This window comes from Caballeronia jiangsuensis, from assembly GCF_046030135.1.
GTDB classification, from domain to species: Bacteria; Pseudomonadota; Gammaproteobacteria; order Burkholderiales; family Burkholderiaceae; genus Caballeronia; species Caballeronia jiangsuensis.
Genome location: NZ_JAQQDB010000058.1, coordinates 18,846 through 40,651, shown reverse-complemented (window position 1 = coordinate 40,651; position 21,806 = coordinate 18,846). Strand labels below are relative to the sequence as shown.

Annotated in this window: 23 protein-coding genes; 8 read left to right on the top strand and 15 right to left on the bottom strand. The window is 63.6% G+C overall.

What is annotated here, in order from left to right:
• Positions 1–141 precede the first annotated feature (141 nt).
• The 3 genes from PQR08_RS35695 (at position 142) to PQR08_RS35685 (ending at position 2,716) form a co-directional block, all read left to right on the top strand.
• On the top strand, positions 142–906 hold the full coding sequence (locus PQR08_RS35695; RefSeq protein WP_187608054.1) for a ParA family protein: 765 nt from the start codon (positions 142–144) through the stop codon (positions 904–906).
• 32 nt (positions 907–938) lie between these two features.
• Complete coding sequence (locus PQR08_RS35690; protein ID WP_250484883.1) at positions 939–1,622, top strand: methyltransferase family protein; 684 nt, start codon at positions 939–941, stop codon at positions 1,620–1,622.
• A gap of 191 nt (positions 1,623–1,813) precedes the next feature.
• The gene (locus PQR08_RS35685) at positions 1,814–2,716 is read left to right on the top strand and encodes a LysR family transcriptional regulator (RefSeq protein ID WP_250484882.1); all 903 of its coding nucleotides are present in this window, start codon (positions 1,814–1,816) and stop codon (positions 2,714–2,716) included.
• Positions 2,717–2,725: 9 nt separating this feature from the next.
• On the opposite strand, the gene PQR08_RS35680 is transcribed toward PQR08_RS35685, so the two are convergent.
• From PQR08_RS35680 to PQR08_RS35670, 3 genes are all read right to left on the bottom strand, one after another.
• Positions 2,726–2,890, bottom strand: a complete 165-nt coding sequence (locus tag PQR08_RS35680) for an FmdB family zinc ribbon protein (RefSeq protein WP_187607916.1) — start codon at positions 2,888–2,890, stop codon at positions 2,726–2,728.
• 81 nt (positions 2,891–2,971) lie between these two features.
• The gene (locus PQR08_RS35675; RefSeq protein ID WP_187607915.1) at positions 2,972–3,784 is read right to left on the bottom strand and encodes a mechanosensitive ion channel family protein; all 813 of its coding nucleotides are present in this window, start codon (positions 3,782–3,784) and stop codon (positions 2,972–2,974) included.
• A 159-nt stretch (positions 3,785–3,943) separates the two neighbouring features.
• Positions 3,944–4,474 (bottom strand): Lrp/AsnC family transcriptional regulator, encoded by a 531-nt coding sequence (locus PQR08_RS35670; protein ID WP_035506019.1) that lies wholly within the window; start codon positions 4,472–4,474, stop codon positions 3,944–3,946.
• A gap of 138 nt (positions 4,475–4,612) precedes the next feature.
• On the opposite strand from PQR08_RS35670, the gene mdeB reads away from it, so the two are divergent.
• Positions 4,613–7,324, top strand: coding sequence for an alpha-ketoglutarate dehydrogenase (gene mdeB, locus PQR08_RS35665; protein WP_250484881.1), 2,712 nt, complete (start codon positions 4,613–4,615; stop codon positions 7,322–7,324).
• Here the strand turns inward: mdeB and PQR08_RS35660 are convergent.
• Positions 7,321–7,971 (bottom strand): phosphoribosyltransferase, encoded by a 651-nt coding sequence (locus tag PQR08_RS35660; protein ID WP_250484880.1) that lies wholly within the window; start codon positions 7,969–7,971, stop codon positions 7,321–7,323. The genes mdeB and PQR08_RS35660 overlap by 4 nt on opposite strands.
• Positions 7,968–8,774: a crotonase/enoyl-CoA hydratase family protein gene (locus PQR08_RS35655; RefSeq protein WP_250484879.1), complete on the bottom strand. Its 807-nt coding sequence runs from the start codon at positions 8,772–8,774 to the stop codon at positions 7,968–7,970. Before PQR08_RS35655 ends, PQR08_RS35660 begins: the two co-directional genes overlap by 4 nt.
• Before the next feature lie 292 nt (positions 8,775–9,066).
• Here PQR08_RS35655 and PQR08_RS35650 point away from each other — a divergent pair, with 292 nt between their 5' ends.
• The 3 genes from PQR08_RS35650 (at position 9,067) to PQR08_RS35640 (ending at position 13,468) form a co-directional block, all read left to right on the top strand.
• The gene (locus PQR08_RS35650) at positions 9,067–10,269 is read left to right on the top strand and encodes an ammonium transporter (protein ID WP_250484878.1); all 1,203 of its coding nucleotides are present in this window, start codon (positions 9,067–9,069) and stop codon (positions 10,267–10,269) included.
• Between the two features lie 59 nt (positions 10,270–10,328).
• Entirely contained in the window at positions 10,329–11,186 is an 858-nt protein-coding gene (gene nadE, locus PQR08_RS35645; RefSeq protein ID WP_250484877.1) for an NAD(+) synthase, read from the top strand.
• Between the two features lie 86 nt (positions 11,187–11,272).
• Entirely contained in the window at positions 11,273–13,468 is a 2,196-nt protein-coding gene (locus PQR08_RS35640; protein WP_250484876.1) for a hybrid sensor histidine kinase/response regulator family protein, read from the top strand.
• Between the two features lie 6 nt (positions 13,469–13,474).
• On the opposite strand, the gene PQR08_RS35635 is transcribed toward PQR08_RS35640, so the two are convergent.
• From PQR08_RS35635 to PQR08_RS35625, 3 genes are read right to left on the bottom strand one after another with little or no spacing between them, the layout of a single operon-like run.
• Entirely contained in the window at positions 13,475–13,936 is a 462-nt protein-coding gene (locus tag PQR08_RS35635) for a hypothetical protein (RefSeq protein ID WP_250484875.1), read from the bottom strand.
• Positions 13,937–15,223: a PQQ-dependent sugar dehydrogenase gene (locus tag PQR08_RS35630; RefSeq protein ID WP_250484886.1), complete on the bottom strand. Its 1,287-nt coding sequence runs from the start codon at positions 15,221–15,223 to the stop codon at positions 13,937–13,939.
• A 51-nt stretch (positions 15,224–15,274) separates the two neighbouring features.
• Complete coding sequence (locus PQR08_RS35625) at positions 15,275–15,442, bottom strand: hypothetical protein (protein ID WP_238213376.1); 168 nt, start codon at positions 15,440–15,442, stop codon at positions 15,275–15,277.
• A gap of 242 nt (positions 15,443–15,684) precedes the next feature.
• Here PQR08_RS35625 and PQR08_RS35620 point away from each other — a divergent pair, with 242 nt between their 5' ends.
• Positions 15,685–15,867 (top strand): hypothetical protein, encoded by a 183-nt coding sequence (locus PQR08_RS35620; RefSeq protein WP_238213377.1) that lies wholly within the window; start codon positions 15,685–15,687, stop codon positions 15,865–15,867.
• Between the two features lie 67 nt (positions 15,868–15,934).
• On the opposite strand, the gene PQR08_RS35615 is transcribed toward PQR08_RS35620, so the two are convergent.
• The 7 genes from PQR08_RS35615 to ehuB form a co-directional block, all read right to left on the bottom strand.
• On the bottom strand, positions 15,935–16,309 hold the full coding sequence (locus tag PQR08_RS35615) for a DUF3175 domain-containing protein (protein WP_187607906.1): 375 nt from the start codon (positions 16,307–16,309) through the stop codon (positions 15,935–15,937).
• Between the two features lie 9 nt (positions 16,310–16,318).
• Positions 16,319–16,942, bottom strand: coding sequence for a UdgX family uracil-DNA binding protein (locus PQR08_RS35610; protein ID WP_250484874.1), 624 nt, complete (start codon positions 16,940–16,942; stop codon positions 16,319–16,321).
• A 10-nt stretch (positions 16,943–16,952) separates the two neighbouring features.
• Positions 16,953–18,512, bottom strand: a complete 1,560-nt coding sequence (locus PQR08_RS35605; RefSeq protein ID WP_250484873.1) for an FAD-dependent oxidoreductase — start codon at positions 18,510–18,512, stop codon at positions 16,953–16,955.
• Between the two features lie 76 nt (positions 18,513–18,588).
• Positions 18,589–19,413, bottom strand: coding sequence for an ectoine/hydroxyectoine ABC transporter ATP-binding protein EhuA (gene ehuA, locus PQR08_RS35600; RefSeq protein ID WP_284509054.1), 825 nt, complete (start codon positions 19,411–19,413; stop codon positions 18,589–18,591).
• A gap of 73 nt (positions 19,414–19,486) precedes the next feature.
• Complete coding sequence (ehuD, locus tag PQR08_RS35595; protein WP_404989827.1) at positions 19,487–20,155, bottom strand: ectoine/hydroxyectoine ABC transporter permease subunit EhuD; 669 nt, start codon at positions 20,153–20,155, stop codon at positions 19,487–19,489.
• Positions 20,152–20,835 (bottom strand): ectoine/hydroxyectoine ABC transporter permease subunit EhuC, encoded by a 684-nt coding sequence (gene ehuC / locus PQR08_RS35590; RefSeq protein ID WP_187607903.1) that lies wholly within the window; start codon positions 20,833–20,835, stop codon positions 20,152–20,154. The genes ehuD and ehuC overlap by 4 nt, the downstream gene beginning before the upstream one ends.
• A gap of 50 nt (positions 20,836–20,885) precedes the next feature.
• Positions 20,886–21,740 (bottom strand): ectoine/hydroxyectoine ABC transporter substrate-binding protein EhuB, encoded by an 855-nt coding sequence (gene ehuB, locus PQR08_RS35585; protein WP_187607902.1) that lies wholly within the window; start codon positions 21,738–21,740, stop codon positions 20,886–20,888.
• Positions 21,741–21,806: the final 66 nt, after the last annotated feature.

The following is a 21,806-nucleotide window of genomic DNA, read 5'->3' as shown; positions in this document are numbered from 1 at the left end:
ACAAATAGACCGACGCGAATCCGGGATCCGGCAAAAAAACAAAAACCAATGCGCTAAGATCACACCTCGGGAACCGAATCGCGACCCACCCAGAACGCCTTAAAAAAACCGAGCGTTCATAAACCGAGGATGAATAACCCGATGCGCCGTGTGGTCTTCAATCAAAAGGGTGGCGTAGGCAAGTCCACCATCGTCTGCAATCTCGCCGCGATCAGCGCCTCGCGCGGCCTGCGCACCCTGGTGATCGACCTCGATCCGCAAGGCAACGCGAGCCAGTACCTGCTCGGCGCCGAATCCCGCGATGCCCAGCCGAATCTCGCGAGTTTCTTCGAATCCGCATTGAGTTATAGCTTTCGCGAACCGGCGTTCGAATCTTTCATTCATTCGACGCCCTTCGAGAATCTCGACATCGTGCCGTCGCATCCGACTCTCGAAGCGCTGCAAAGCAAGCTCGAATCGCGATACAAGATCTACAAGCTGCGCGACGCGCTGAAGGGTATGCAGCAATACGACGCCGTCTATATCGACACGCCGCCCGCGCTGAACTTCTTCACGCGCTCGGCGCTCATCGCGGTCGAACGCTGCCTGATTCCGTTCGATTGCGACGACTTCTCGCGTCGCGCGCTCTATTCAGTGCTCGATAACGTGCAGGAAATCCGCCACGATCACAATCCAGACCTGAGCGTCGAAGGCATCGTCATCAATCAGTTTCAGCCGCGCGCGAGCCTGCCGCAGCAACTCGTCGACGAACTGCGCAAGGAAGATCTGCCCGTGCTCAATTCGCATCTGTCGCTCTCCGTGAAAATTCGCGAGAGCCATCAGCACGCGCGCCCCATGATCTATCTCGAACCTCGTCACAAGCTCGCGCAGGAATATGTCGCGCTGCACGAGGAACTGAACGGCTGAAGCGCACGGAAACGCCAACGCGCCATCACGCCATGCCGCTCGCATCGAAAGTTGCGATTGCAGTCATCGTCGAAGCAGCGGTGTTCGTCGCGCTGCTGTTCGGCGCGGCGGGCACGCTCGAATGGGGCGCGGGCTGGGCGTGGATGTTCCTGATGTTCGTCGGTGGCGGCGTCGTCACCGTGCTCATCGCGCAGCGCGATCCGGCATTGCTCGCCGAACGCATGCGCTCGCCGATGCAGCCCGATCAGCCGCTATGGGACAAGATCTTTCTCGTCGCGATGGGCGCGCTGTGGTGCGCATGGCTCGTGCTGATGGGCCTCGACGCCGTGCGCTTTCGCTGGTCCGTCATGCCGCTCTGGCTCGCATCGGTCGGCGCGGCGCTCGTCGCCATGTCGTTCTGGCTCGTCGCGCGCGTGTTTCTCGCGAACACGTTTCTCGCGCCCGTCGTGAAGATTCAAAAGGAGCGCGGGCATCGCGTCATATCGAGCGGGCCGTATGCAATCGTGCGTCATCCGCTCTATGCAGCGGCCTGCATCATGATTCCGGCGAGCGCGCTCGTGCTCGGCTCGTGGTGGGGCCTCGCGTTCTCCGCGCTGCTGCTCGCGGGGATCGTCTGGCGCACGGTGATGGAAGAGCGCGAACTCGTCGCGCATCTCGAAGGCTATGCCCAATATGCGCAACGCGTGCGCTATCGGCTCGTGCCCTTCGTCTGGTAAGCGCGCGCGATACGAAATTGCGGGAATAAATCGGCGTCGGGAACGTTCATGCAGGAGACAGGCGCATTCCGTCGCGCCTCATTTCCCGCCAGATCATGAACAATATGACGACCGTTCCATCGCAGGCTCCGCATGGGTCTCTTGCCGGGAATTCCCCCGGGGCGTCTCCCTCGACAGAAAGTCTCTCCGGCATGGTCGCGTTCGTGCGCGCGGCGGAGTCGGGCAGTTTCGTGGCGGCGGGGCGCGCGCTCGGGCTGTCGGCGTCGGCGGTGGGCAAGAGCGTGATGCGCCTCGAAGCGAAGCTCGGCGTGCAACTGCTCAATCGCACGACGCGCCGGATCGGTCTCACGCACGAAGGCGCGCGCTTCTTCGCGCGCTGCAAGCGCATGCTCGCCGATCTCGAAGAAGCGGAGAGCGAGCTGTTCCATTCGACCTCTTCGCCGCGCGGCCGGTTGCGGATCGCCGCGCCGTCGCTCGGCAGCCGGCTTTTGATGCCGCTCGTGCCGGAATTCAGGCGGCGTTTTCCGGATATCGAACTGGACATCGATTTCAGCGACCGCGTGGTCGATATCACGCAGGAAGGGTATGACGCCGTGATCCGCACGGGGCGTCTCGCCGATTCGCAATTGCTTGCGCGGCCGCTCGCGCAGTACGGGCCGGTGGTGGTCGGCTCGCCCGCCTATTTCGCGGGACACGGCGAGCCGATGACGCCCACCGATCTCGAAGGCCATGCGTGCATCCGCTTCCGCTCTCCGGCGAGCGGCCGGCCCGAACCCTGGCGCTTCGCACGCGACGATCACACCTTCGCCATCGATCCGCACGCGACGCTCACGTTCAACGACATGGAAGCGGTGCTTGCCGCCTGCATCTCGGGCCTGGGCCTCGCATGCGTGCCGGATTTCGTCGCGAAGAGCGCGCTGGAAGGCGGTCTGTTGCGCGCGGTGCTCGGCACGCATATGCGCACCGAAGGCGTGTTCCAGATTCTGTGGCCGCCGAGCCGTCACGAAGCGCCGCGCCTGCGCGCGTTCATCGATCACGTCGCGCAGCGTCTGGGCGGCCTGCCGTCACACGAGGTGCGGTTCCGCGCGGCGTAAAGGTAAAGATCAGCTTTTCTTCGTGGTCTTCGCGACGAACGGCGCGGGCGCGTGCGCGATTTTCTCGCTGCCGCACTTCGGACATTTGAGCTGCACCGTCGCATGTTCGGCCATATGCTCCGCGTGCTCGAAGTTCTCGCCGCAATCCTGACAACGGTACTGATAAGTCGGCATGGCATCCTCCGCGCGCGCGCGGTGATCCGGCGCGAGCGGCGCCGGTTCCACCCATTCTAGTTCAGCAATGGCGCATGAAAATCAGTTCAGGACGCGGCGCACGAGCGGCGTTTCCGGCGTCGGATAGCCGGCTTGCTTGAATGTCTCGATGATCGCGCGATTGGTATCGAAATAGACCTGCCAGTAGTCGTTGGTATTTGTATAGGGCCGCACGCACAACAGCGGGCCTTCGGGCGTGAAGGACAGCACTTCCACGTCCGGCGGCGGCGTGGTCGCGACATTCGGGATCTTCGCGACGGCTTCCTTCAGCCGCGCGATGGCATCGAGCGGATCGACGCCATTGGCGATTTTCGCCGTCAGTTCGACACGCCGATGCGGCAGCAAGCTGAAATTCCAGATGATGTCGGAAAAGATCTTGTTGTTGCCGATGATCGCGGCGACGTTGTCCGGCGTCGTGATCGTCGTACCGAAGAGGCCGAGTTCGGTGACGGTGCCGGTCACGCCGCCCGCGGTCACGAAATCGCCCACTTTGAACGGCCGCAGCACCTGCATGAATATGCCCGCGGCGAAGTGCGCGAGCAGCCCGCCCCACGCGGTGCCGATGGCGAGACCGAGACCCGCGAGCAGCGCCGCGAAAGACGTGGTCTGAACGCCAAAGATCTGCAGAATCGCGAGGACGAGCAGCAGATTGAGAATGACGCCGACGATCGAGCCGAGATAATGCGCGAGTGTCGGATCCACACGGCCGTTACGCGAAAGCAGCTTGCGCATCGTGCCCGTGACGAGGTTGATGAGCCAGCGGCCGATGATCCAGAGCGCAATCGCGCCGGCGACCATGATCGCGAAGTCGACGCCGCGCGTCATGATGAAAACACGTACGGTATCGAGGTTCATGTCGTTCTCGCGTGCGTGAAGCTTTGTCAGAGGAACACGTCAAGCCGGGAAAACATACCGCATGGGCCTCACGAGTTATAGGCGACGCCCCGCGTCATCGCAAGAATTACAGGAGCAGTTAAGTTTGATCGGAAGCATTGCCCGCGGGTCGCGCGTGCGTCATGTCCATTCTGCTTCGTCGGCGTTCTGATCGGGCAGGGTTAGTCCGGATGCGGGCAAAGGCAGCGCGGTCTTGTAGCGCACCTGTTTGAGCGCGAAGCTCGAACGGATGTTGGAAACGCCCGGCATTTTCGTGAGCCGCTCCAGGATGAAGCGCTCCAGCGCGGCGACATCGGGCAACACGACACGCAACAGGTAATCCGCATCGCCCGTCATCAGATAACACTCCATCACTTCGGGGCGCTCGCTGATCGCCTGCTCGAAGCGCGCGAGCGCGTCCTTGATCTGCTTTTCCAGACTGACCTGAATGAAGACGTTGATGGAAAGGCCCAGCGCTTCGGGATTCAGCAGCGTGACGTGCTGCTTGAAAAGCCCCGCTTTTTCCAGCGCTCGCACGCGATTGAAGCAGGGCGTCGGCGAGAGATTCACTGCGCGCGCAAGTTCCGAATTGGTAATGCGCGCGTTTTGCTGAAGCTGATTCAATATGCCGATGTCGGTGCGGTCGAGGCGCTGCTTGGTATTTGCCGTCATAGTCGAAACATTCCGGTTTCTGGCGTTTTCGAAGAATAAACACACTACCGCAAAGCGCGGCGCCAGCCAAATGAGACGCACATTCTGCGCATCAATGGATATGCTTGGATCATCCTTCAGCCACAGCGGAGTCGCGCCATGACCGACTTATCGAGCGGAACCAACCAGCTTCTTTCCATCGCCAAGGGACGCGAAGACACCGATCCCGGCGAAACCGCCGAATGGCTGGAGGCGCTCGATGCGGTCGTCGCGCATGTCGGACGGGACCGCGCGCAATACATCTTCGACAGGCTCGCGGAGCATGCGTTGTCGGTGGGCGTCGAATCGGCGCGGGCGCGCGCGACGCCCTACGCGAACACGATTCCCGTATCGCAGCAGCCGCCTTATCCCGGCAACCTCGACATCGAGGAAAGGCTCGCCGCCGTGCTGCGCTGGAATGCGCTCGCGATGGTCGTGCGTGCGAACCGCGCATACGGCGAACTGGGCGGCCATATCGCGAGCTATGCGTCGGCGGCGGATCTGTTCGAAGTCGGCTTCAATCACTTCTTCAAAGCCGCCGATGCAAACAATGGCGGCGACCTCGTCTACTTCCAGCCGCATTCGTCGCCGGGCGTGTATGCGCGCGCCTGGCTTGAAGGCTTTCTCGGCGAAGAGCATTTGAAGCACTATCGGCGCGAGATCGCCGGACCGGGTTTGTGCTCGTATCCGCATCCGTGGCTCATGCCCGACTTCTGGCAATTCCCGACGGGCTCGATGGGCATCGGTCCGATCAACTCGATTTATCAAGCGCGCTTCATGCGCTATTTGCAGAACCGCAATCTGCAGCGCACGGAAGGGCGCAAGGTGTGGGGCTTCTTCGGCGATGGCGAAATGGATGAGCCCGAATCGATCGGCGCGTTGTCGCTCGCGGCGCGCGAACAGCTCGATAACCTCGTGTTCGTCATCAATTGCAATCTGCAGCGGCTCGATGGCCCCGTGCGCAGCAACGGACGCATCGTCGATGAACTCGAAGCGCAGTTCACCGGCGCGGGCTGGAACGTGATCAAGGTGCTGTGGGGGTCGGACTGGGATGCGCTGTTCGCGCGCGATCGCACGAATGCGTTGCTGCGCGCCTTCGCGCATACCGTCGATGGACAATTCCAGACTTTCTCGGCCAACGATGGCCGTTATAACCGGGAACGCTTCTTCGGCCAGAATCCGGAACTCGCGGCGCTCGTCGCGCATATGTCGGATGAAGATATCGACCGCTTGCGCCGTGGCGGCCACGATGTGCGCAAGCTGCATGCTGCCTACGCGAAAGCGCTGTCGCACAAGGGCCAGCCGACCGTGATTCTCGCCAAGACGATGAAAGGCTTCGGCATGGGCACGGTGGGACAGGGCCGCATGACGACGCATCAGCAGAAGAAGCTCGATCTCGACGATCTCAAGCAGTTCCGCGATCGCTTCCGCCTGCCGCTTTCCGATGAAGACGTCGAGCAGGTCAGGTTCTACAAACCCGCCGATAACGCGCCCGAGATGCGTTATCTGCATGAGCGCCGTGCGGCTTTGGGCGGTTATCTGCCGCGCCGTCGCGCGAAGGCGTCGCAAGGCATCACGCCGCCCGCGCTCCATTCGTGGGGGCAATTCGCGCTCGACGCATCCGGCAAGGAGATGTCGACGACGATGGCCTTCGTGCGCATGCTCGGCAGCCTGCTGAAGGACAAGACGCTCGGCCCGCGCGTCGTGCCCGTGGTCGCGGACGAGGCGCGCACGTTCGGCATGGCGAACCTCTTCAGGCAGGTGGGCATCTATTCGCCGCTCGGCCAGTTGTACGAGCCGGAGGACATGGGCTCGATGCTCTATTACCGCGAGGACACGCGCGGGCAGATTCTCGAAGAGGGCATCTCGGAGGCGGGCGCGGTGTCGTCGTGGATCGCGGCGGCGACATCGTACAGCGTGCACGATCTGCCGATGCTGCCGTTCTACATCTACTACTCGATGTTCGGCTTCCAGCGCATCGGCGATCTGATTTTCGCGGCGGCGGACCAGCGTTCGCGCGGCTTTCTCATCGGCGCTACGGCGGGGCGCACGACGCTCGGCGGCGAAGGCTTGCAGCATCAGGACGGCACGAGCCACCTCGCCGCATCGACGATTCCGAACTGCCGCGCCTACGATCCCGCGTTCGCGTACGAAGTCGCCGCGATCGTCGATGAAGGCATGAAGGACATGATGGAGCGCCAGAACGACGTGTTCTACTACGTCACGGTGACCAACGAGAATTATGCGCAGCCGTCCGCGCCCGGCAACTCACTCGATGCGCACACGCGCGAAGGCATTCTGCGCGGCATCTATCGCATCGGCGGCGATGCGGCCGACGCGCAGGTGCAGTTGCTCGGCTCCGGCGCGATTCTCAACGAAGCCATCGCCGCGCGCACGATGCTCGAGGACGACTGGAACATCGGTGCCGCCGTGTGGAGCGTGACGAGCTTTACGGAATTGCATCGCGATGGAGCGTCATGCGAGCGTCTCGCGCGCCTGCATGACGACGATGCGAACGTGCCGTTCGTCACGCGTGCGCTCGAAGGGTCGCGCGGTCCCGTGATCGCCGCGACCGATTACGTGCGCGCGGTGCCGGAACTCATTCGCGCGTATGTTCCGCGCCGCTACGTCACGCTCGGCACCGATGGCTTCGGCCGCAGCGACACGCGTCAATCGTTGCGTGCGTTCTTCGAAGTGGATCGCGTGTCGATCGTCATTGCCGCGTTGAAATCGCTCGTGGACGAAGGCGTCATCGAGAAAACGGTGTTGCAGGCCGCGCGCGAGAAATACGGCAAGACGCAGGAAGCCCACGACGCGCCCTGGATGCGTTAGGCCGCCTTGCGCGCCGCGTCGAGCAGTTCGCGCACTTCGTCGTCGCTCGTCTGATCGAAGTCGATATAGAACTGCCCGACGCCGAAATAATGGCGCGGGCGCATCACGCAGACGAATTCGTCGACGACTTCTTCCACGCGCGCTTCGGAATCGAGCGGCGCGACCGGCAGCGCCGCGACGATCTTCGACGGATGCGCGTGACGCAGCGACATCGCCGCGGCCTTCATCGTCGCGCCGGTCGCCATGCCGTCATCGACGACGATCGCGACGCGGCCCTCGACATCGAGCGGCGGCAGCGAGCCGCGATATAGCTTCTCGCGGCGGGCGAGTTCGGCGCGTTCCTTCGCGATCACGCGTTCGAGATCGTCCTTCGCAACGCCCGCGTACTGCACGATGCGCTCGTCGAGATAGAACGCATCGCCGGATGCGATCGCGCCCATCGCGAGTTCGGGCTGAACCGGCACGCCCAGCTTGCGCACGACGAGCACGTCGAGCCGCGCGCCGAGTGCGCACGCCACTTCATACGCGACGGGCACGCCGCCGCGCGGCAGCGCGAGCACGGTGACATCGTTGCGGCCCGCGTAAGCGGTGAGATGCTGCGCGAGCTCGCGGCCCGCCGCTCTGCGATTCTCGAACACTGAGTTCATGTCGCCTGTCCTTTCGGGCTCGACGCGCGCGAAAGAAAACGCGTCGCACCGTCGAGACCTTCATCGAATATCGAGCGATATCCGTTTGCGCCTTCACGCTGCAATGCCCGGGCGATGTCGGTGTCGAACGCGTTCTCGTGCACCGAGCGCAGGTCGGCGCGCAACGCGGCTTGCGGCAGCGCGGCCAGCTCGCACGCGAGTGCTTCCGCCACGCTGCGCGCTTCGCCTTGCGGCGCGATGCGATTCGCGAGGCCGATGGCGAGCGCCTCGTGCGCATCGATCGCGCGCCCGGTGAGAATCAGATCCAGCGCGCGCGACATGCCGATGAGCCGCGGCAGGCGTATCGTGCCGCCGTCGATGAGCGGCACGCCCACGCGCCTGCAGAACACGCCGAGCACCGCGTGCTCCTCGACGACGCGCATATCGCACCACGCCGCGAGTTCGAGCCCGCCCGCGACCGCATGTCCGGCGATCGCCGCGATCACGGGCTTGTTCAGCGCGAGGCGCGTCGGTCCCATCGGGCCGGGGCCGCTGCCGTCGGGATGGATCTCGTTGCGGCGCGCATCGTTGTCGAGGGCGGAGAGGTCCGCGCCCGCGCAGAACGTGCCGCCCGCGCCCCACAGCACGGCGACCGACAACGCGTCGTCGGCGTCGAAGCGCTCGAACGCTTCGCGCAGCGCATCCGCGATCTCGCGATCCACCGCGTTGCGCCGTTGCGCGCGATCGAGCACGACCGTGACGACGCGCGGATCGAGCGCGTGCGGTTCCATGCGCACGTGCTCGCCCAGATATTCGACGGACATCGACGCCTCCTTTTGCGCGATGCAGCTTTCAGGATACTCGCCGCGCGACGCATCGGTGCGCCGCGTCGAATACTTGCAAAAGTGAAATTTTTGGCCCGCGTCCGGTGCATGCGATGCGACATGACGGGGCATTGCACCAACATCGAGCGAAACGATACGAACCTTCGCGGCGCACCTTGCACCATGCGTAACCGCGCCAATTCACGCCCGCGCACCGTTTCGATGCTTTGTGCGCCAACTTGGCCCGGAACTTGCAAAATCAGCGCCTCCTTCAGACCCGAGCGCTCGAAACATGCAGGCACTTCAATCCGGAACCAACACTCTTTTCCTGCTGCTGGGCGCCGCGATGGTGCTTGCGATGCACGCGGGCTTCGCCTTTCTCGAACTCGGCACGGTACGCCGCGAGAATCAGGTGAACGCGCTCGTGAAGATCCTCGTGGACTTCGCGGTATCGACGCTCGCGTACTTCTTCATCGGCTACAACATCGCGTATGGCGTGCAGTTCATGCACAGCGCCGATATCCTCGCCGAGCACAACGGCTATGCGCTCGTGCGCTTCTTCTTTCTGCTGACCTTCGCGGCCGCGATTCCGGCGATCGTGTCGGGCGGCATCGCCGAGCGCTCGAAGTTCAATCCGCAACTGTTCGCGACCTGCGTGATCGTCGGCTTCATCTATCCGTTGCTCGAAGGCGTGGCGTGGAACGAGCGCTTCGGCATTCAGGGCTGGCTGACGCAGGCATTCGGCGCGCCGTTTCACGACTTCGCGGGCTCCGTCGTCGTCCATGCGTTCGGCGGCTGGGTCGCGCTGCCGGCGGTGCTCCTGCTCGGGCCGCGTCACGGGCGTTATCACAAGGATGGACGCATCGCCGCGCATCCGCCGTCGAGCATTCCGTTTCTCGCGCTGGGCGCGTGGGTGCTGGCGGTCGGCTGGTTCGGCTTCAACGTGATGAGCGCGCAGACGGTCGACAAGATCAGCGGCCTCGTCGCGGTGAACTCGCTGATGGCGATGGTCGGCGGCACGCTCGCCGCGTGGGTCGCCGGCCGCAACGATCCGGGCTTCACCTACAACGGGCCGCTCGCGGGTCTCGTCGCGGTGTGCGCGGGCTCGGACCTCATGCATCCGTTAGGCGCGCTGATCGTCGGCGCGGTCGCGGGCGTGCTGTTCGTGCAGATGTTCACGTGCGTGCAGAACCGCTGGCGTATCGACGACGTGCTCGGCGTGTGGCCGCTGCACGGCATGTGCGGCGCGTGGGGCGGCATCGCTGCGGGCATCTTCGGGCAGAAGGTGTTCGGCGGCATCGGCGGCGTGTCGATGTGGTCGCAGGTCATCGGCACGGTGGGCGCGGTGGCCCTCGCATTGGCGGGCGGCGCGGCGGTCTATGGCGCGATCAAGATGACGGTCGGCTTGCGGCTCGATCGCGAGGAAGAATTCAACGGCGCCGATCTCGCGATCCATCGCATTTCGGCCACGCCGGATCGGGAAATGGCGGGCTGACGCCACAGACGCGCGCTTTGCTGTAGCGTTACGAGTTCATCAGCCCACGCGAGCACACGATGTCGAACGATCACGCCTCACGCCAGCGCGGCATCATCGAGGAACTGAAGGTCGCGCCGGTCTTCGATCTCGACGCCGAACGCGAACGCCGCGTCGCGTTCCTCGCCGACTATCTCGAAGCGCAGAAACTCAGCACCTATGTGCTCGGCATCAGCGGCGGCGTGGATTCGTCGACGGCGGGCCGTCTCGCGCAACTCGCCGTCGAGCGCCTGCGGGCGCGTCATGTCGATGCGCGTTTCATCGCGATGCGTCTTCCCTACGGCGAGCAGCGCGACGAAGCCGATGCGCAACGCGCGCTCGCATTCATCCGGCCCGACGAAACGCTCACCGTCAACGTGAAGCCTGCCGCCGACGCGATGCGCGAATCGCTCGCGTCATCGGGCCTGCTGTATCGCGACGAGCGGCACGAGGACTTCGTGCTCGGCAACATCAAGGCGCGCCAGCGGATGATCGCGCAATACGCGGTGGCCGCCGCGCACGCGGGCGTCGTGATCGGCACGGACCACGCGGCCGAATCGCTGATGGGCTTCTTCACCAAGTTCGGCGATGGCGGCGCGGACGTGCTGCCGCTCTACGGCCTGAACAAGCGCCGCGTGCGCGCGCTCGCTGAAGCGCTCGGCGCGGGCATCGAGATATACGCAAAGGTGCCGACCGCCGACCTCGAAACCCTCACGCCGATGAAGCCCGATGAAGACAGCTACGGCATAAGCTACGAGGACATCGACGATTTTCTCGAAGGCAAGCCGGTTTCCGATACGGTCTACGCGACCATTTACCGCTTCCATGACGCGACGCATCACAAGCGCGCGTTGCCGATCACACCCGATGACGACTGGCGCATGCAGGCGCTTTGCTGAACGGCAAATTTCATAGTTGATGTCGCTTTCCGGCGCACGCCGGGTACGATGTATTGGGTACCGGTCGATTTCTCGGAGACGCAACGTTGGACTCCACCGAGACCGCGACATTCGATTTGCCGCTGCCCGCTCGCAATTTCGCGTCGATGCGAAAGATGCTGCTGCTTGCGCTTTGCGCGTCGGTCGTGATTCCGCTCGCGAGCCTTTGCATTTACGGTTACCACGATCATCAGCGCCGCTTTGCGGAAGCACAGGAACTGACTGGGCGCCTCACGCGCATCGCGGACGAGCACGCGCTGAAGGTGATCGACCTGAATCGGCAACTGGAGACGCGCATCGTCGATCTGCTCGGCGACAGCGACGATGCCTCCATCAAGCGTCGCGAGGTTGGACTGCATCGCACGCTCGACGACATGAGCGGCACGCTTGCGCAGATCGCCGCAATTTCAGTTTTCGGCGTAAAAGGCGCGCTGCTCGCGAATAGCCGCTGGTATCCGGCGCCTGCCGTGTCGATTGCGGAGCGCGACGATTTTCAGTCCGCGCGCGCGGTCGCGCCCGTCACGTACTTCTCGCTGCCGTTGCTCGGCAAGGTGGCGCGTTCCGATGTGTTCACGACGACGAGAGGCCGCATCGGTCGCAACGGACAGTTTCTCGGCGTCGTGTCGATCGCGTTGAAGCGCGACTTTTTCACCGATTTCTATCGCGAACTCGCGGCGGGCGATCGCGCGCTCGTCATCGAACTCTATCGTCGCGACGGCAACATCCTCGCGCGCTTTCCGGAGAGCGCGGACAGCACGGAACCTGCGACGAACACGCCCTTTACCAGCGAGTTTCGCAACAACGAACTGTACGGCAGCACGCGCATGCGTTCGGGCATCGATCAAGTCGAGCGGCTGCTCGCCTTCAGGCGCGTGGGCGACGCGCCGCTCTATGTGTCGACGGGTTATGCGACGTCCGCCGTCGAGACGCGCTGGCGCGACAACCTCGCGTTCGTCGTGGCGATCGCGCTGATGCCGTGCATCGCGGTGTGGCTGCTGATCGCGTTTTCGATTTGCCGGCTCGATGCCGAACAGGCCGCATGGGAGCACTGGCAGGCCGAAGTCGCAACGCGGCTTTCCAACGAAGCGTCGAGCCGGCAATTGCGGCGCACGGGCGCGCTCGGCAATCTCGTCGCCAACGTCGCGCACGACTTCAACAATCTGCTGATGGTGGTCGGATCGAACATGGAGCTCGCGCGGCGCAAGCGCTTCAACGACGTCGAGAGCGAAGTGCTCGCGGTGGAGCGCGCCACCGCCGGCGCCAAGTCGCTCGCGCGCCGGCTCATGAGCGTCGCGCGCAAACAGCCGCTCAAACAGGAGTTGATCGATCCGGCCAACTGGTTGAGAAGCGTGCTCGATCTCGTGAAGAAGTCGATGGATCCGTCCGTCACGGTGACGCTGGAGCTGTCGCCCGGTCTGTGGAAGGTGATGGCCGATCCGGTCGAGCTGGAACTCGCGCTCGTGAATATCGCAGTGAATGCCAACGATGCGATGCCGGATGGCGGGCGCATGCTGATCCGTTGCCAGAATGCGCCCATGCGCGGCGCGGAAACGAATATTCCCGATGGCGATTACGTGCTCGTTTCGATCACCGACAACGGCGAAGGCATGACCGAGCAGGTTCAGCGGCGCGCATTCGAACCGCTTTTCACGATGAAGCAGCGCGGCGCGGGCACCGGTCTCGGTCTGACGCAAGTGCTCGCCGCGTGCGAGCAGGCGGGCGGCGCCGCGCGCATCGCGAGCGTGACCGGCGCGGGCACCACCGTCCGGCTCTATCTGCCGCGGGTTGATGGTCCGGTGCCCGAGGCGTCGAAAGCCGGTATGCCGTCCGATCTCGCGACGCTGTCGCTCGTGCCCGCGACGGACGACCAGGATGAGCCGCTGCGCGGCAAGTCGGTGCTGCTGGTGGAGGACAATGCGGATGTCGCGGCGGGCGTGACAGCGGTGCTCGAAATGTTCGGCTGCACGGTGCATCACGAGGAAAGCGCCGATGCCGCGTTCGCGCTATTGAGCGAAGGCCATGCATTCGATCTGGTGCTGTCCGATGTGCAGATGCCCGGCCGCATGAACGGCATCGATCTGGCCGAGGAGATCGTCAAGCGCCGTCCTTCGCAAAAACTCGTGCTGATGACGGGTTATGCCGACGAACTGGAGCGCGCGAAGCATCTCGGCGTGCCGATCCTCGCGAAGCCTTTCGACATGGACGATCTGCTCGATCTGATCGCGCCGGGCGGGCCGCGTTGATCGCGATCAGCCCTTGTCGCGTCCCTGCACGGCACGCGCGCCGACGAGCGGATTGAACGCCGCGCGCTTCGGCTGCGCTGCCTGCGTGCTCTTCCTGGGCGTCTTCGAGCTCGTATTCCCGCCAAGTTGACTGAGCAGGTCTTCGTCGTCCTCCGCCTGCGCTGCTTCGTCGTCTGCGGGCGATTCGCCACCCGCGAGATGCGCGACCACCGACATGAAGTCCTTCCTTGCGTTCTTGAGCGGGCGTCCCGGCATCATGACGAACACGACGGCCTCATGCACCGTATGGCCATCCACGGTCTTCAGCGCGCTGTCCTCGTTCCAGTCGATGCCGCTATCCGCATACGCCGCGACGACGTGATGCAATACGGCGGGCGACATTACGCCCGCATCGTAAAGGCCGACGATCTGCCGCTCCGCGAGCGCGAACAGGCTCTTTGCGGCGCGATTCGGCTTCTTCGCGGCCATTTACTTCGCAGCGGGCGCGACTCGCCACACCGTGTTGCCGACATCATCGGCGACGAGCAACGCGCCTTTGCCGTCCACCGCGACGCCGACGGGCCGGCCAAGCGCATGCCCGTCGGATGACAGAAAGCCCGTCAGGATATCTTCGGGCGGACCCGAAGGCTTGCCGTCGTCGAACGGCACGAAGACGACCTTATAGCCGCTTCTCGGCTTGCGATTCCACGAGCCGTGCTGACCGATGAATGCACCGTTGCGATAGTGCTCCGGGAACGCCTTGCCGTCGTAAAACGTGAGTCCGAGCGATGCGGTGTGCGCGCCCAACGCATAGTCAGGCACGATCGCCGATTGCACGAGATCCGCGCGCTGCGGCTTCACGCGGTCATCGACATGCTGGCCGTAATAGCTGTATGGCCATCCATAGAACGCGCCATCCTTTACCGAGGTCAGATAGTCAGGCACGAGTTCGTCGCCGAGTTCGTCGCGTTCGTTCACCACGGTCCAGAGCGCGCCGCTTTGCGGTTGCCACGACATGCCGTTCGGATTGCGCAAGCCCGTTGCGAACAGACGCGATTGTTTCGATTCGATATCGACTTCCATGATCGCCGCGCGGCCGTTCTCGGCGTCGATGCCGTTCTCCGCCGCGTTGCTGTTGGAACCGACCGTCACATAGAGCTTCTTGCCGTCGCGGCTCGCGATGATGTTCTTGGTCCAGTGATGATTGATATCGCCGGCGGGCAGGTCGATGAACTTTTCGCTGGGCGTCGCGATCTGCGTCGCGCCGTTTTCGTACTTGAAGCGCAGGATCGCGTCGGTATCCGCAACGTACAGATCATCGCCGACGAGCGCCATGCCGAACGGAGAATGCAGTTTATCGATGAACACGGTGCGCGTCTCCGCGACGCCATCGCCATCGGCATCGCGCAGCAGCATGATGCGGTCCGGGCTTTCCACCGCGGCGCCCGCGCGTTTCTGGACCTTCTTCATCACGAAGCCCTTGATGCCGGCGTTCTCATCGTGCTGCGCGGGCGCGTTGCTTTCGGCGACGAGCACATCGCCGTTGGGCAGCGTCGCGATCCAGCGCGGATGAGTAAGCCCCGCGCCGAAAGCGGTCACGTCGAAGCCTGCGGGCGCGATGGGCTTTTGTCCTTGCGCCCAAGGTCTGGCGGGGGCGATGTTGACAGTGGGCATCAGCGACTTGCGCGGCGCGGGCAGCGTGGGGTTCGGGCCGAAGCCCTGCGCGTAGTCATCGGCGATGGCCGCGCCGCTCGCGAGCAGCAAGGCAAGCGCCATCGCTCGCGTGAGTTGCTTTGTTTGCGTTTTCAAACCTGTGCTCCTGACGGGTCAGCCGCCGCCGATGCCTTGCGTGACCTTGCCGGTGCCGCCGCAAGTCTTGCAGTCGGCGCCATCGAGCTTGCCCGAGCCGTTGCAGTCCGGACAAATGTCCTCGCCTGTGCCTGGCGCGCCGGGCTCGGCTTCATCGCCGGGATTGAGGGGGGGTTCCTGGGCCATCGCCGTCTCCTTGGGTTGTTTTCCTGGAAGAAGAGAGCAAGCGACGTTCCTTGCAAGGGTTTCCATTGAACTGGCAGTTTTTGCAGGCGCGCGGCGTTCATGGCGTCGTGGCACGCGCGCGCAGGCGGCTGTGTCGTCTGGTACGCATGATGCTGCGACCATAATGCGGCGCGAGCCGTGGCTTTCACCACTGCAACGTCATCAAGCGTTTCAAGGCGCGATGACATAGCCAGGAGGGTTTCATGAGCGGAAATCAAAAGCAGATGGGCAACCAGCCGTCGACGCCGAATCAATCGAATCCGTCGCAGCGGCAACACGGCCAGCAGGAAAGGTCACCGGGGCAGCCGCAACAAGACCATCAGTCCGGTCAGCGGCAACAGAACCAGCCGTTGCCGCAGCATAAGGGCGGCCAGCGTCAACCCTGATGGTTGTTAGAAGTGGCAGGAAGCAACGCGCGCGGCTTCGTTTCGACGAGGCCGCGCGCGCTCGTATTCAAGGCTTGCGTCCGAATGCTTCGCGCAAGCGTTTCTTCGCGCGTTCGAGCGTGCTCTTGCGCGACTTCGGCAGATTGCGTCCCGCGCGATTGATATAGAAATTGAGCATCGACATCGCCGATTGAAACGGCGAGCCTTTGCGTCGCGTGCTGCGTGTCGATGAGCGCTTGAGCGAGTCGGCGATTTCCTGCGCATTGCCCGTCTTGAAGATATCGCGCTGGATATCCATCGCGTCGCTCGTTTCCATCACGTGATGCGACCAGCGATGCGAGGCACGCTCCGGCTTCTTTCGAGCGCTCGCAAGCGAATGTCTTTGCCGTGTGCTGGGACGCTTGCCGCCGCCAGTTTTCTTCTTCGATGTAGTCGTTGCCATAGCCTCACCTCAACGCGCTTTACGATGATGCGTAACGAGCCGATGCGCCTCGCGCAACGCATCGACGATTGCCTTGTAGGCACGGTCGCGCGTGTCGGGATCGGGCGCCCGCAACGCGAACGAAGGATGATAGGTCGCGACGATCGCATGGCCTTGGTGTTCGATTGCATGCCCCATCGTCGCCTGCAATGTCGCTTTCGAATCGCGCAGCACGGACTTGAGCGCGGTCGAGCCGAGCGCGACGATCACCTTCGGTGCGATATCGCCCGTCTCGCGATCGAGCCAGTAATGACACGCGTCGATCTCGCGTTGCGCGGGCGTCTTGTGCAGACGTCGCTTGCCGCGTGGTTCCCATTTGAAGTGCTTCACGGCATTCGTCAAATACACCTCCTTGCGTGCGACGCCGGCCTCCTCGAGCGCGCGATCGAGCATTGCGCCCGCTGGCCCGACGAACGGCTTGCCCTGCAGATCCTCCTGATCGCCGGGCTGCTCGCCGACGATCATCATCGGCGCGTGACGCGGACCTTTGCCGGGCACCGCCTGCGTCGCATGTTCCCAGAGTGCGCAGCGGCGGCATTCGTCCAGCGATTCCGGAGTCTGGTCCGGTTCGACGCCAGGCTGTTTCGTGGCCATGTCTGCTCGCTCAGGCGTTCGCGATGCGCCGCGCGTCCTCCAGCGTGAGCGGCTCGCGCATCGCTTCGGCGAGACGGCACACGGCGACGTCGTGTTCGCATGCGATGACCGCGCCCACCCGTCCATCCTTCAGCAGATAGGCGATGAAATGCTGCGCGTCAAGATCGCCATCGATTTCAATGTCGTCCGGTTTTTCGACATGCCCGAGATAGTCGAAAGTCTTCTCGTAGTGATATGTCCAGAAGTAGGGCACGCCGACATACTCGCGTGTGCTGCCGGCCATGTTATAGGCGGCGACACGCGCATGCTGCTGTGCAACGCGCCAGTGTTCTATGCGCACACTTTGATCCGAGCGCGGCAGAGGAAAGCGCGCGATATCGCCAGCGGCGTATAGCGCGGGCGCGGCGAGCATCGTTGCATCGACGTTGACGGACCGATCATCGGCGAGCGCGAGGCCCGACAGAAACGATGTCGCCGGCTCGACACCCGTGCCCGCGATCACGACATCGGCCGCGATCCTTCCGCCCGAATCGAGGATCACTTCGCTGACGGCGTTCTCGCCTGCGAATTCGCTAATGCGCGCATTCATATGAAACGTCACGCCGTTCTTCTGGTGCAGCGTCCTGAACATCTCGCCGATACGCTCGCCGAACTGTTTCGCGAACGGCACCTTGCCCGGCGCGACGACCGTTACGTCGATCTCGCGCTTCCGCAAACACGAAGCCACTTCGAGCCCGATGAAACTCGCCCCGACGATCACCACGTGCTTGCACCCTTCGAGCGACGCGAGAATCGCGCGCGCATCGTCGCGCGTGCGCAGCAGATGCACGTATTCGAGTTTCGCGCCGGGAATATCGAGCGGCTTCGGAACGCCGCCGGTGCACACGAGCGCGGCTTCATACTCGATCTTCTGTCCGTTCGCGAGTTCGGCGCGCTTCTCCTTCGGATCGAGATGAACGGCCTGCGATTCGACGCGTTCGATATCGTGCTTCGCGAAGAAATCGTCGTCGAGCAGGGCAGGGACATCATCGGGCGGCATGTCGCCTGCAAGCGTGAACTTGCTGAGCGACGTGCGATCGTAGGGCTCGCGCGCATCGTCGCCCGCGAGCACGATGCGTCCGTCGAAGCCCGCTTCGCGCAACGCCGAACATGCGGCCGCGCCCGCTGCGCCCGCGCCGACGATGAGCATGGTCCTGCTCGCGTTCGCTTGCTTCTTCGACGCTTCGCCGCTGTCGATGGGCTGCGCGGACACATATACGTCGCCGTCCTTGATCGTCGCTTCGTAGCGCGTCAATGCCTTCAGCGGAGGCGGTTCGACGAGACTGCCGTCGCGCACTTCGAACGTGCCCTTGTGCCAGGGACAAACGATACGGCCGTTGCAGATCGCGCCTTCATCGAGCGGGCCGCCCGCGTGAGGACATTCGGCGGTATAGGCGCGCACGTCGTCGCCATCGCGCACGAGCAGGATCGGGATTTCCTTCGCGTCGTCGCCGCCTTTGACGCACACGCGTGTGCCGCGCTCGGCGGAAAGATCCGCGAAGCGCGCGACTTTATGCAGGGTGGGGGACATCGCACTCTCCGTTGGCTGAAGCATCAGGCCATGCGAAGAGCGCGAAGCAATTATCGGACCGCGAAAAAGCGCCTGTTTAAAGCGCTTCGGTCACCGCTCGTAGAAACTGGCGCGTGCGCTCATGTTGCGGTGCGGAGAAGAACTGCTGCGGCGGCGCCTGCTCAATGATCTTGCCTTGCGAGAAGAAGCACACGCGATCGGCGAAGTCCTTGGCGAAACCCATCTGGTGCGTGACCATCAGCATCGTGAGGTTGTGCTCTGCGCCGAGCCGTCGAATCACGGTGAGCACCTCGCCGCACAATTCCGGATCGAGCGCGGACGTCACTTCATCGAACAGCATGATTTTCGGGCGCATCGCGAGCGCGCGCGCAATCGCGACGCGCTGCTGCTGTCCGCCCGACAACTGCGACGGATAGTGATTGCACTTTTCGGAAAGGCCGACCATCGAAAGCAAATCGCGCCCGCGCTCGGTCGCTTCCTTCTTCGACAACCCGGCCACGCTCATCGGCGCTTCGATCACGTTCGCGAGCGCGCTCATGTGCGGAAACAGGTTGAAGCTCTGAAACACCATGCCGATCTTGCTGCGCACCTGGCGAACATGTCGCGGCGATGCGGGCACGAGCTTGCCGCCGCGCATCTCATGCGTGAGCGGTTCGCCGTCCACGTCGATGACGCCATCGGTGAGCGGGTCGAGCGTCATCAGCACGCGCAAGAGCGTGGACTTGCCCGAGCCGCTCGGCCCGATGATCGCCACCTTCTCGTTGCGGGCGACATCGAGATCGAGGCCGTCGAGCACGGTGAGCGCGCCATAGCGCTTGGTGACATTGCGAAAGCGCACCATCGGCGTGTTCGCGCTGGCATCGGCCGCTGCACCCAGCGCCGGGTCGAGGTCTCGTTTCATCTGCTGCTCCTGGAGTTGCATTACCGTGCGCCGTCCAGCGGGGTCTGAGTGGTCGATACGCGAGGCTGAACCATCATGGCAGCCTCACGCGCCGTTCGAGATGACGCACGCCCGAAGCGAACGTCACGCTGATGAGAAGAAAGAAGATCCCGGTCATGGTGATCGGCTCGAGATAGCGGAACGTCTCGGAACCGATGTTCTTCGCCTGCTGCATCAGTTCGACGACGGTGATCGCGGAGAGCACCGGCGTGTCCTTGAACATCGCGACGAGATAGTTGCCGAGCGCGGGAATCACCGGGCGAATCGCCTGCGGCAGAACCACGCCGGTATAAGTGCGCCACGGCGAAAGCGACAGCGCGCACGATGCTTCCCACTGTCCGCGCGCGACGCCGTTCAGTCCCGCGCGATACACCTCGGAGACATAGCACGCATAGTGCACCGCGATGCCGAGCGTGCCCGCCATCAGCGCGGACATCGTAAAGCCATAGAGCGGCGCGACATAGAAGAGCACATACACCTGAATCAGGAGCGGCGTGCTGCGAATGAACTCGATGAAGAACGCGGTCGTCTTCGCGAGCGGCGCGAACTCGCTGCGCCGCATGATCGCGAGCACGAGGCCGAGCACGAGCGCAATCGCGAAACCGACGAGCGTGATGCCGATCGTGTAAATCGCCGCGCGCGCCAGCTCGGGCAGGATATGCAGCGCGTATTTCACATCGAAGAGTTGACCCAGCGATGTCATGATGCAGCCCTCGGAACAGTGCGGCGAATGGCGACATGACTGCTCACGCGCCGCTCGAACACGCGCATGACGGCGACGATCACCTGCGCAAGCACGAAGTAGATCAGCAGCGTGAGACCGAAGACTTCCGCCGTCTTGAAGGTCGCCTCGTCGAGCTGGCGCGCGCGGAACGTGAGGTCCGAGAGCGTGATCAGCGAGACGAGCGACGTGCCCTTCAGAAGCTCGATCATCAGGTTGGTCGCGGGCGGCAGCGCGTTGATCATCGCCTGCGGCAGCACGATACGGCGCAACCGCGCGGCGGCAGGCATGTTCAGCGCAAGCGCCGCTTCATACTGGCCGCCGGGCACGGAACGCAGCGCGCCGCGCAGGATCTCCGAGCCATACGCGCCGTAGTGCAATCCCAGACCGACGATCGCAACCGTGAAAGGCGTCAGTTGCACGTTGAAGGGCGGCAGCGGCAGCACGAAGAAGAGCCAGAATAGTTGCACCAGCAGCGACGTGCCGCGAAACACCTCGACATACACGTTGCCGGCCCAGCGCACGGCGCGGTAAGGCGCGGCGCGCAACGCCGTCGCGACACCCGCCATGACGATCGCGAGCAGGATGCTGATGACGGCGATCTGGATCGTGACGAGCGTGCCCTTCATCATCAGGGGCAGAAGCTCATTGAGGTCACTCATGACGGTTCCTCGCAAATTGATGAACGCTGCGCGTCGCTATGCAACGATGTTCAACCGGCGCACAACTCCGGCGCCTTCTTGGTCGTTACGTTGGTCTTGTCGAAGCCGAAGGGTTTGACTGTTTTCAGGTGATCGTCGGTGCCGAGCCACTGATGCAGTTCCTTGTTGACGGCATCGCGCAGGTCCGTGTCTTCGGGGCGAAACGCGAGCGCGCCATAACCGGTGTGCTTCGGATCGTCGTTGAACTGGCTGATCGCTTCGACCTGCGGGCCGCCCTTTTCGGCGAGACCTTTCATCGTCAATGCGGTGCCGACCGCTGCATCGGCGCGACGCGCGCGCACGGCCTGCAATTGCGCGGTGGTGTCCGGAACCTGCAGGATCTGATCGTCCTTGATACCGGCCTGGCGCGCATAGCCCAGCTCGGCCGTTCCTGCCATCACAGCAAGTTTCGTGTCCGGTTGCTTCGCGACATCGGCATAGCTGTGCAGAGCCTTCGGATTGCCCTTCATCGTCAGCAGCGTGTCGGGAATCTGGTATTGCGGATCGGCGAAGGCCACCTGCTTGCAGCGTTCCGGCGTGATGTACATGCCCGCCGCGATCACGTCGAAGCGTCCGGCCTTGAGGCCCGGGATCAATGCGCCCCATTCGGTCAGCACTGCATCGACCTTCTTCACGCCGAGCTTGGCGAACACTTTCTTCGCGATTTCGGGCGATTCGCCGGTCACGGTGCCGTCGGGCGTCGTGTAGGCGAACGGCGTTTCGTTCGCGTAGCCGATACGCACCTCGCCGGTGCGCTGGATGCGCTGCAACGTGGTTTCCGCGCTCGCGCTCGTGGTGTAGGCGGCAAGGCTCGCTGCCGCGACGCACGCCGCTGCCAGCATGCCAGACAGTCGCTTCGTGTTCATATCGTTCCCGTAGTGATGGTTCTTCAAGCGTGGTCGAGTAGGCAATCCAATGGCGCGAACGCGCGA

What these genes read in the sequence shown, in the direction of transcription:
- nadE (WP_250484877.1), top strand. Translation starts at nt 10,329, where the DNA reads ATGTCGAACGATCACGCCTCACGCCAGCGCGGCATCATCGAGGAACTG.
- ehuD (WP_404989827.1), bottom strand. Translation starts at nt 20,155, where the DNA reads ATGACATCGCTGGGTCAACTCTTCGATGTGAAATACGCGCTGCATATC.
- PQR08_RS35685 (WP_250484882.1), top strand. Translation starts at nt 1,814, where the DNA reads ATGGTCGCGTTCGTGCGCGCGGCGGAGTCGGGCAGTTTCGTGGCGGCG.
- PQR08_RS35655 (WP_250484879.1), bottom strand. Translation starts at nt 8,774, where the DNA reads ATGTCCGTCGAATATCTGGGCGAGCACGTGCGCATGGAACCGCACGCG.
- PQR08_RS35635 (WP_250484875.1), bottom strand. Translation starts at nt 13,936, where the DNA reads ATGGCCGCGAAGAAGCCGAATCGCGCCGCAAAGAGCCTGTTCGCGCTC.
- PQR08_RS35610 (WP_250484874.1), bottom strand. Translation starts at nt 16,942, where the DNA reads ATGGCCACGAAACAGCCTGGCGTCGAACCGGACCAGACTCCGGAATCG.
- mdeB (WP_250484881.1), top strand. Translation starts at nt 4,613, where the DNA reads ATGACCGACTTATCGAGCGGAACCAACCAGCTTCTTTCCATCGCCAAG.
- PQR08_RS35650 (WP_250484878.1), top strand. Translation starts at nt 9,067, where the DNA reads ATGCAGGCACTTCAATCCGGAACCAACACTCTTTTCCTGCTGCTGGGC.
- PQR08_RS35670 (WP_035506019.1), bottom strand. Translation starts at nt 4,474, where the DNA reads ATGACGGCAAATACCAAGCAGCGCCTCGACCGCACCGACATCGGCATA.
- ehuB (WP_187607902.1), bottom strand. Translation starts at nt 21,740, where the DNA reads ATGAACACGAAGCGACTGTCTGGCATGCTGGCAGCGGCGTGCGTCGCG.
- PQR08_RS35695 (WP_187608054.1), top strand. Translation starts at nt 142, where the DNA reads ATGCGCCGTGTGGTCTTCAATCAAAAGGGTGGCGTAGGCAAGTCCACC.
- ehuA (WP_284509054.1), bottom strand. Translation starts at nt 19,413, where the DNA reads ATGAAACGAGACCTCGACCCGGCGCTGGGTGCAGCGGCCGATGCCAGC.
- PQR08_RS35680 (WP_187607916.1), bottom strand. Translation starts at nt 2,890, where the DNA reads ATGCCGACTTATCAGTACCGTTGTCAGGATTGCGGCGAGAACTTCGAG.
- PQR08_RS35675 (WP_187607915.1), bottom strand. Translation starts at nt 3,784, where the DNA reads ATGAACCTCGATACCGTACGTGTTTTCATCATGACGCGCGGCGTCGAC.
- PQR08_RS35615 (WP_187607906.1), bottom strand. Translation starts at nt 16,309, where the DNA reads ATGGCAACGACTACATCGAAGAAGAAAACTGGCGGCGGCAAGCGTCCC.
- PQR08_RS35690 (WP_250484883.1), top strand. Translation starts at nt 939, where the DNA reads ATGCCGCTCGCATCGAAAGTTGCGATTGCAGTCATCGTCGAAGCAGCG.
- ehuC (WP_187607903.1), bottom strand. Translation starts at nt 20,835, where the DNA reads ATGAGTGACCTCAATGAGCTTCTGCCCCTGATGATGAAGGGCACGCTC.
- PQR08_RS35620 (WP_238213377.1), top strand. Translation starts at nt 15,685, where the DNA reads ATGAGCGGAAATCAAAAGCAGATGGGCAACCAGCCGTCGACGCCGAAT.
- PQR08_RS35630 (WP_250484886.1), bottom strand. Translation starts at nt 15,223, where the DNA reads ATGGCGCTTGCCTTGCTGCTCGCGAGCGGCGCGGCCATCGCCGATGAC.
- PQR08_RS35605 (WP_250484873.1), bottom strand. Translation starts at nt 18,512, where the DNA reads ATGTCCCCCACCCTGCATAAAGTCGCGCGCTTCGCGGATCTTTCCGCC.
- PQR08_RS35625 (WP_238213376.1), bottom strand. Translation starts at nt 15,442, where the DNA reads ATGGCCCAGGAACCCCCCCTCAATCCCGGCGATGAAGCCGAGCCCGGC.
- PQR08_RS35660 (WP_250484880.1), bottom strand. Translation starts at nt 7,971, where the DNA reads ATGAACTCAGTGTTCGAGAATCGCAGAGCGGCGGGCCGCGAGCTCGCG.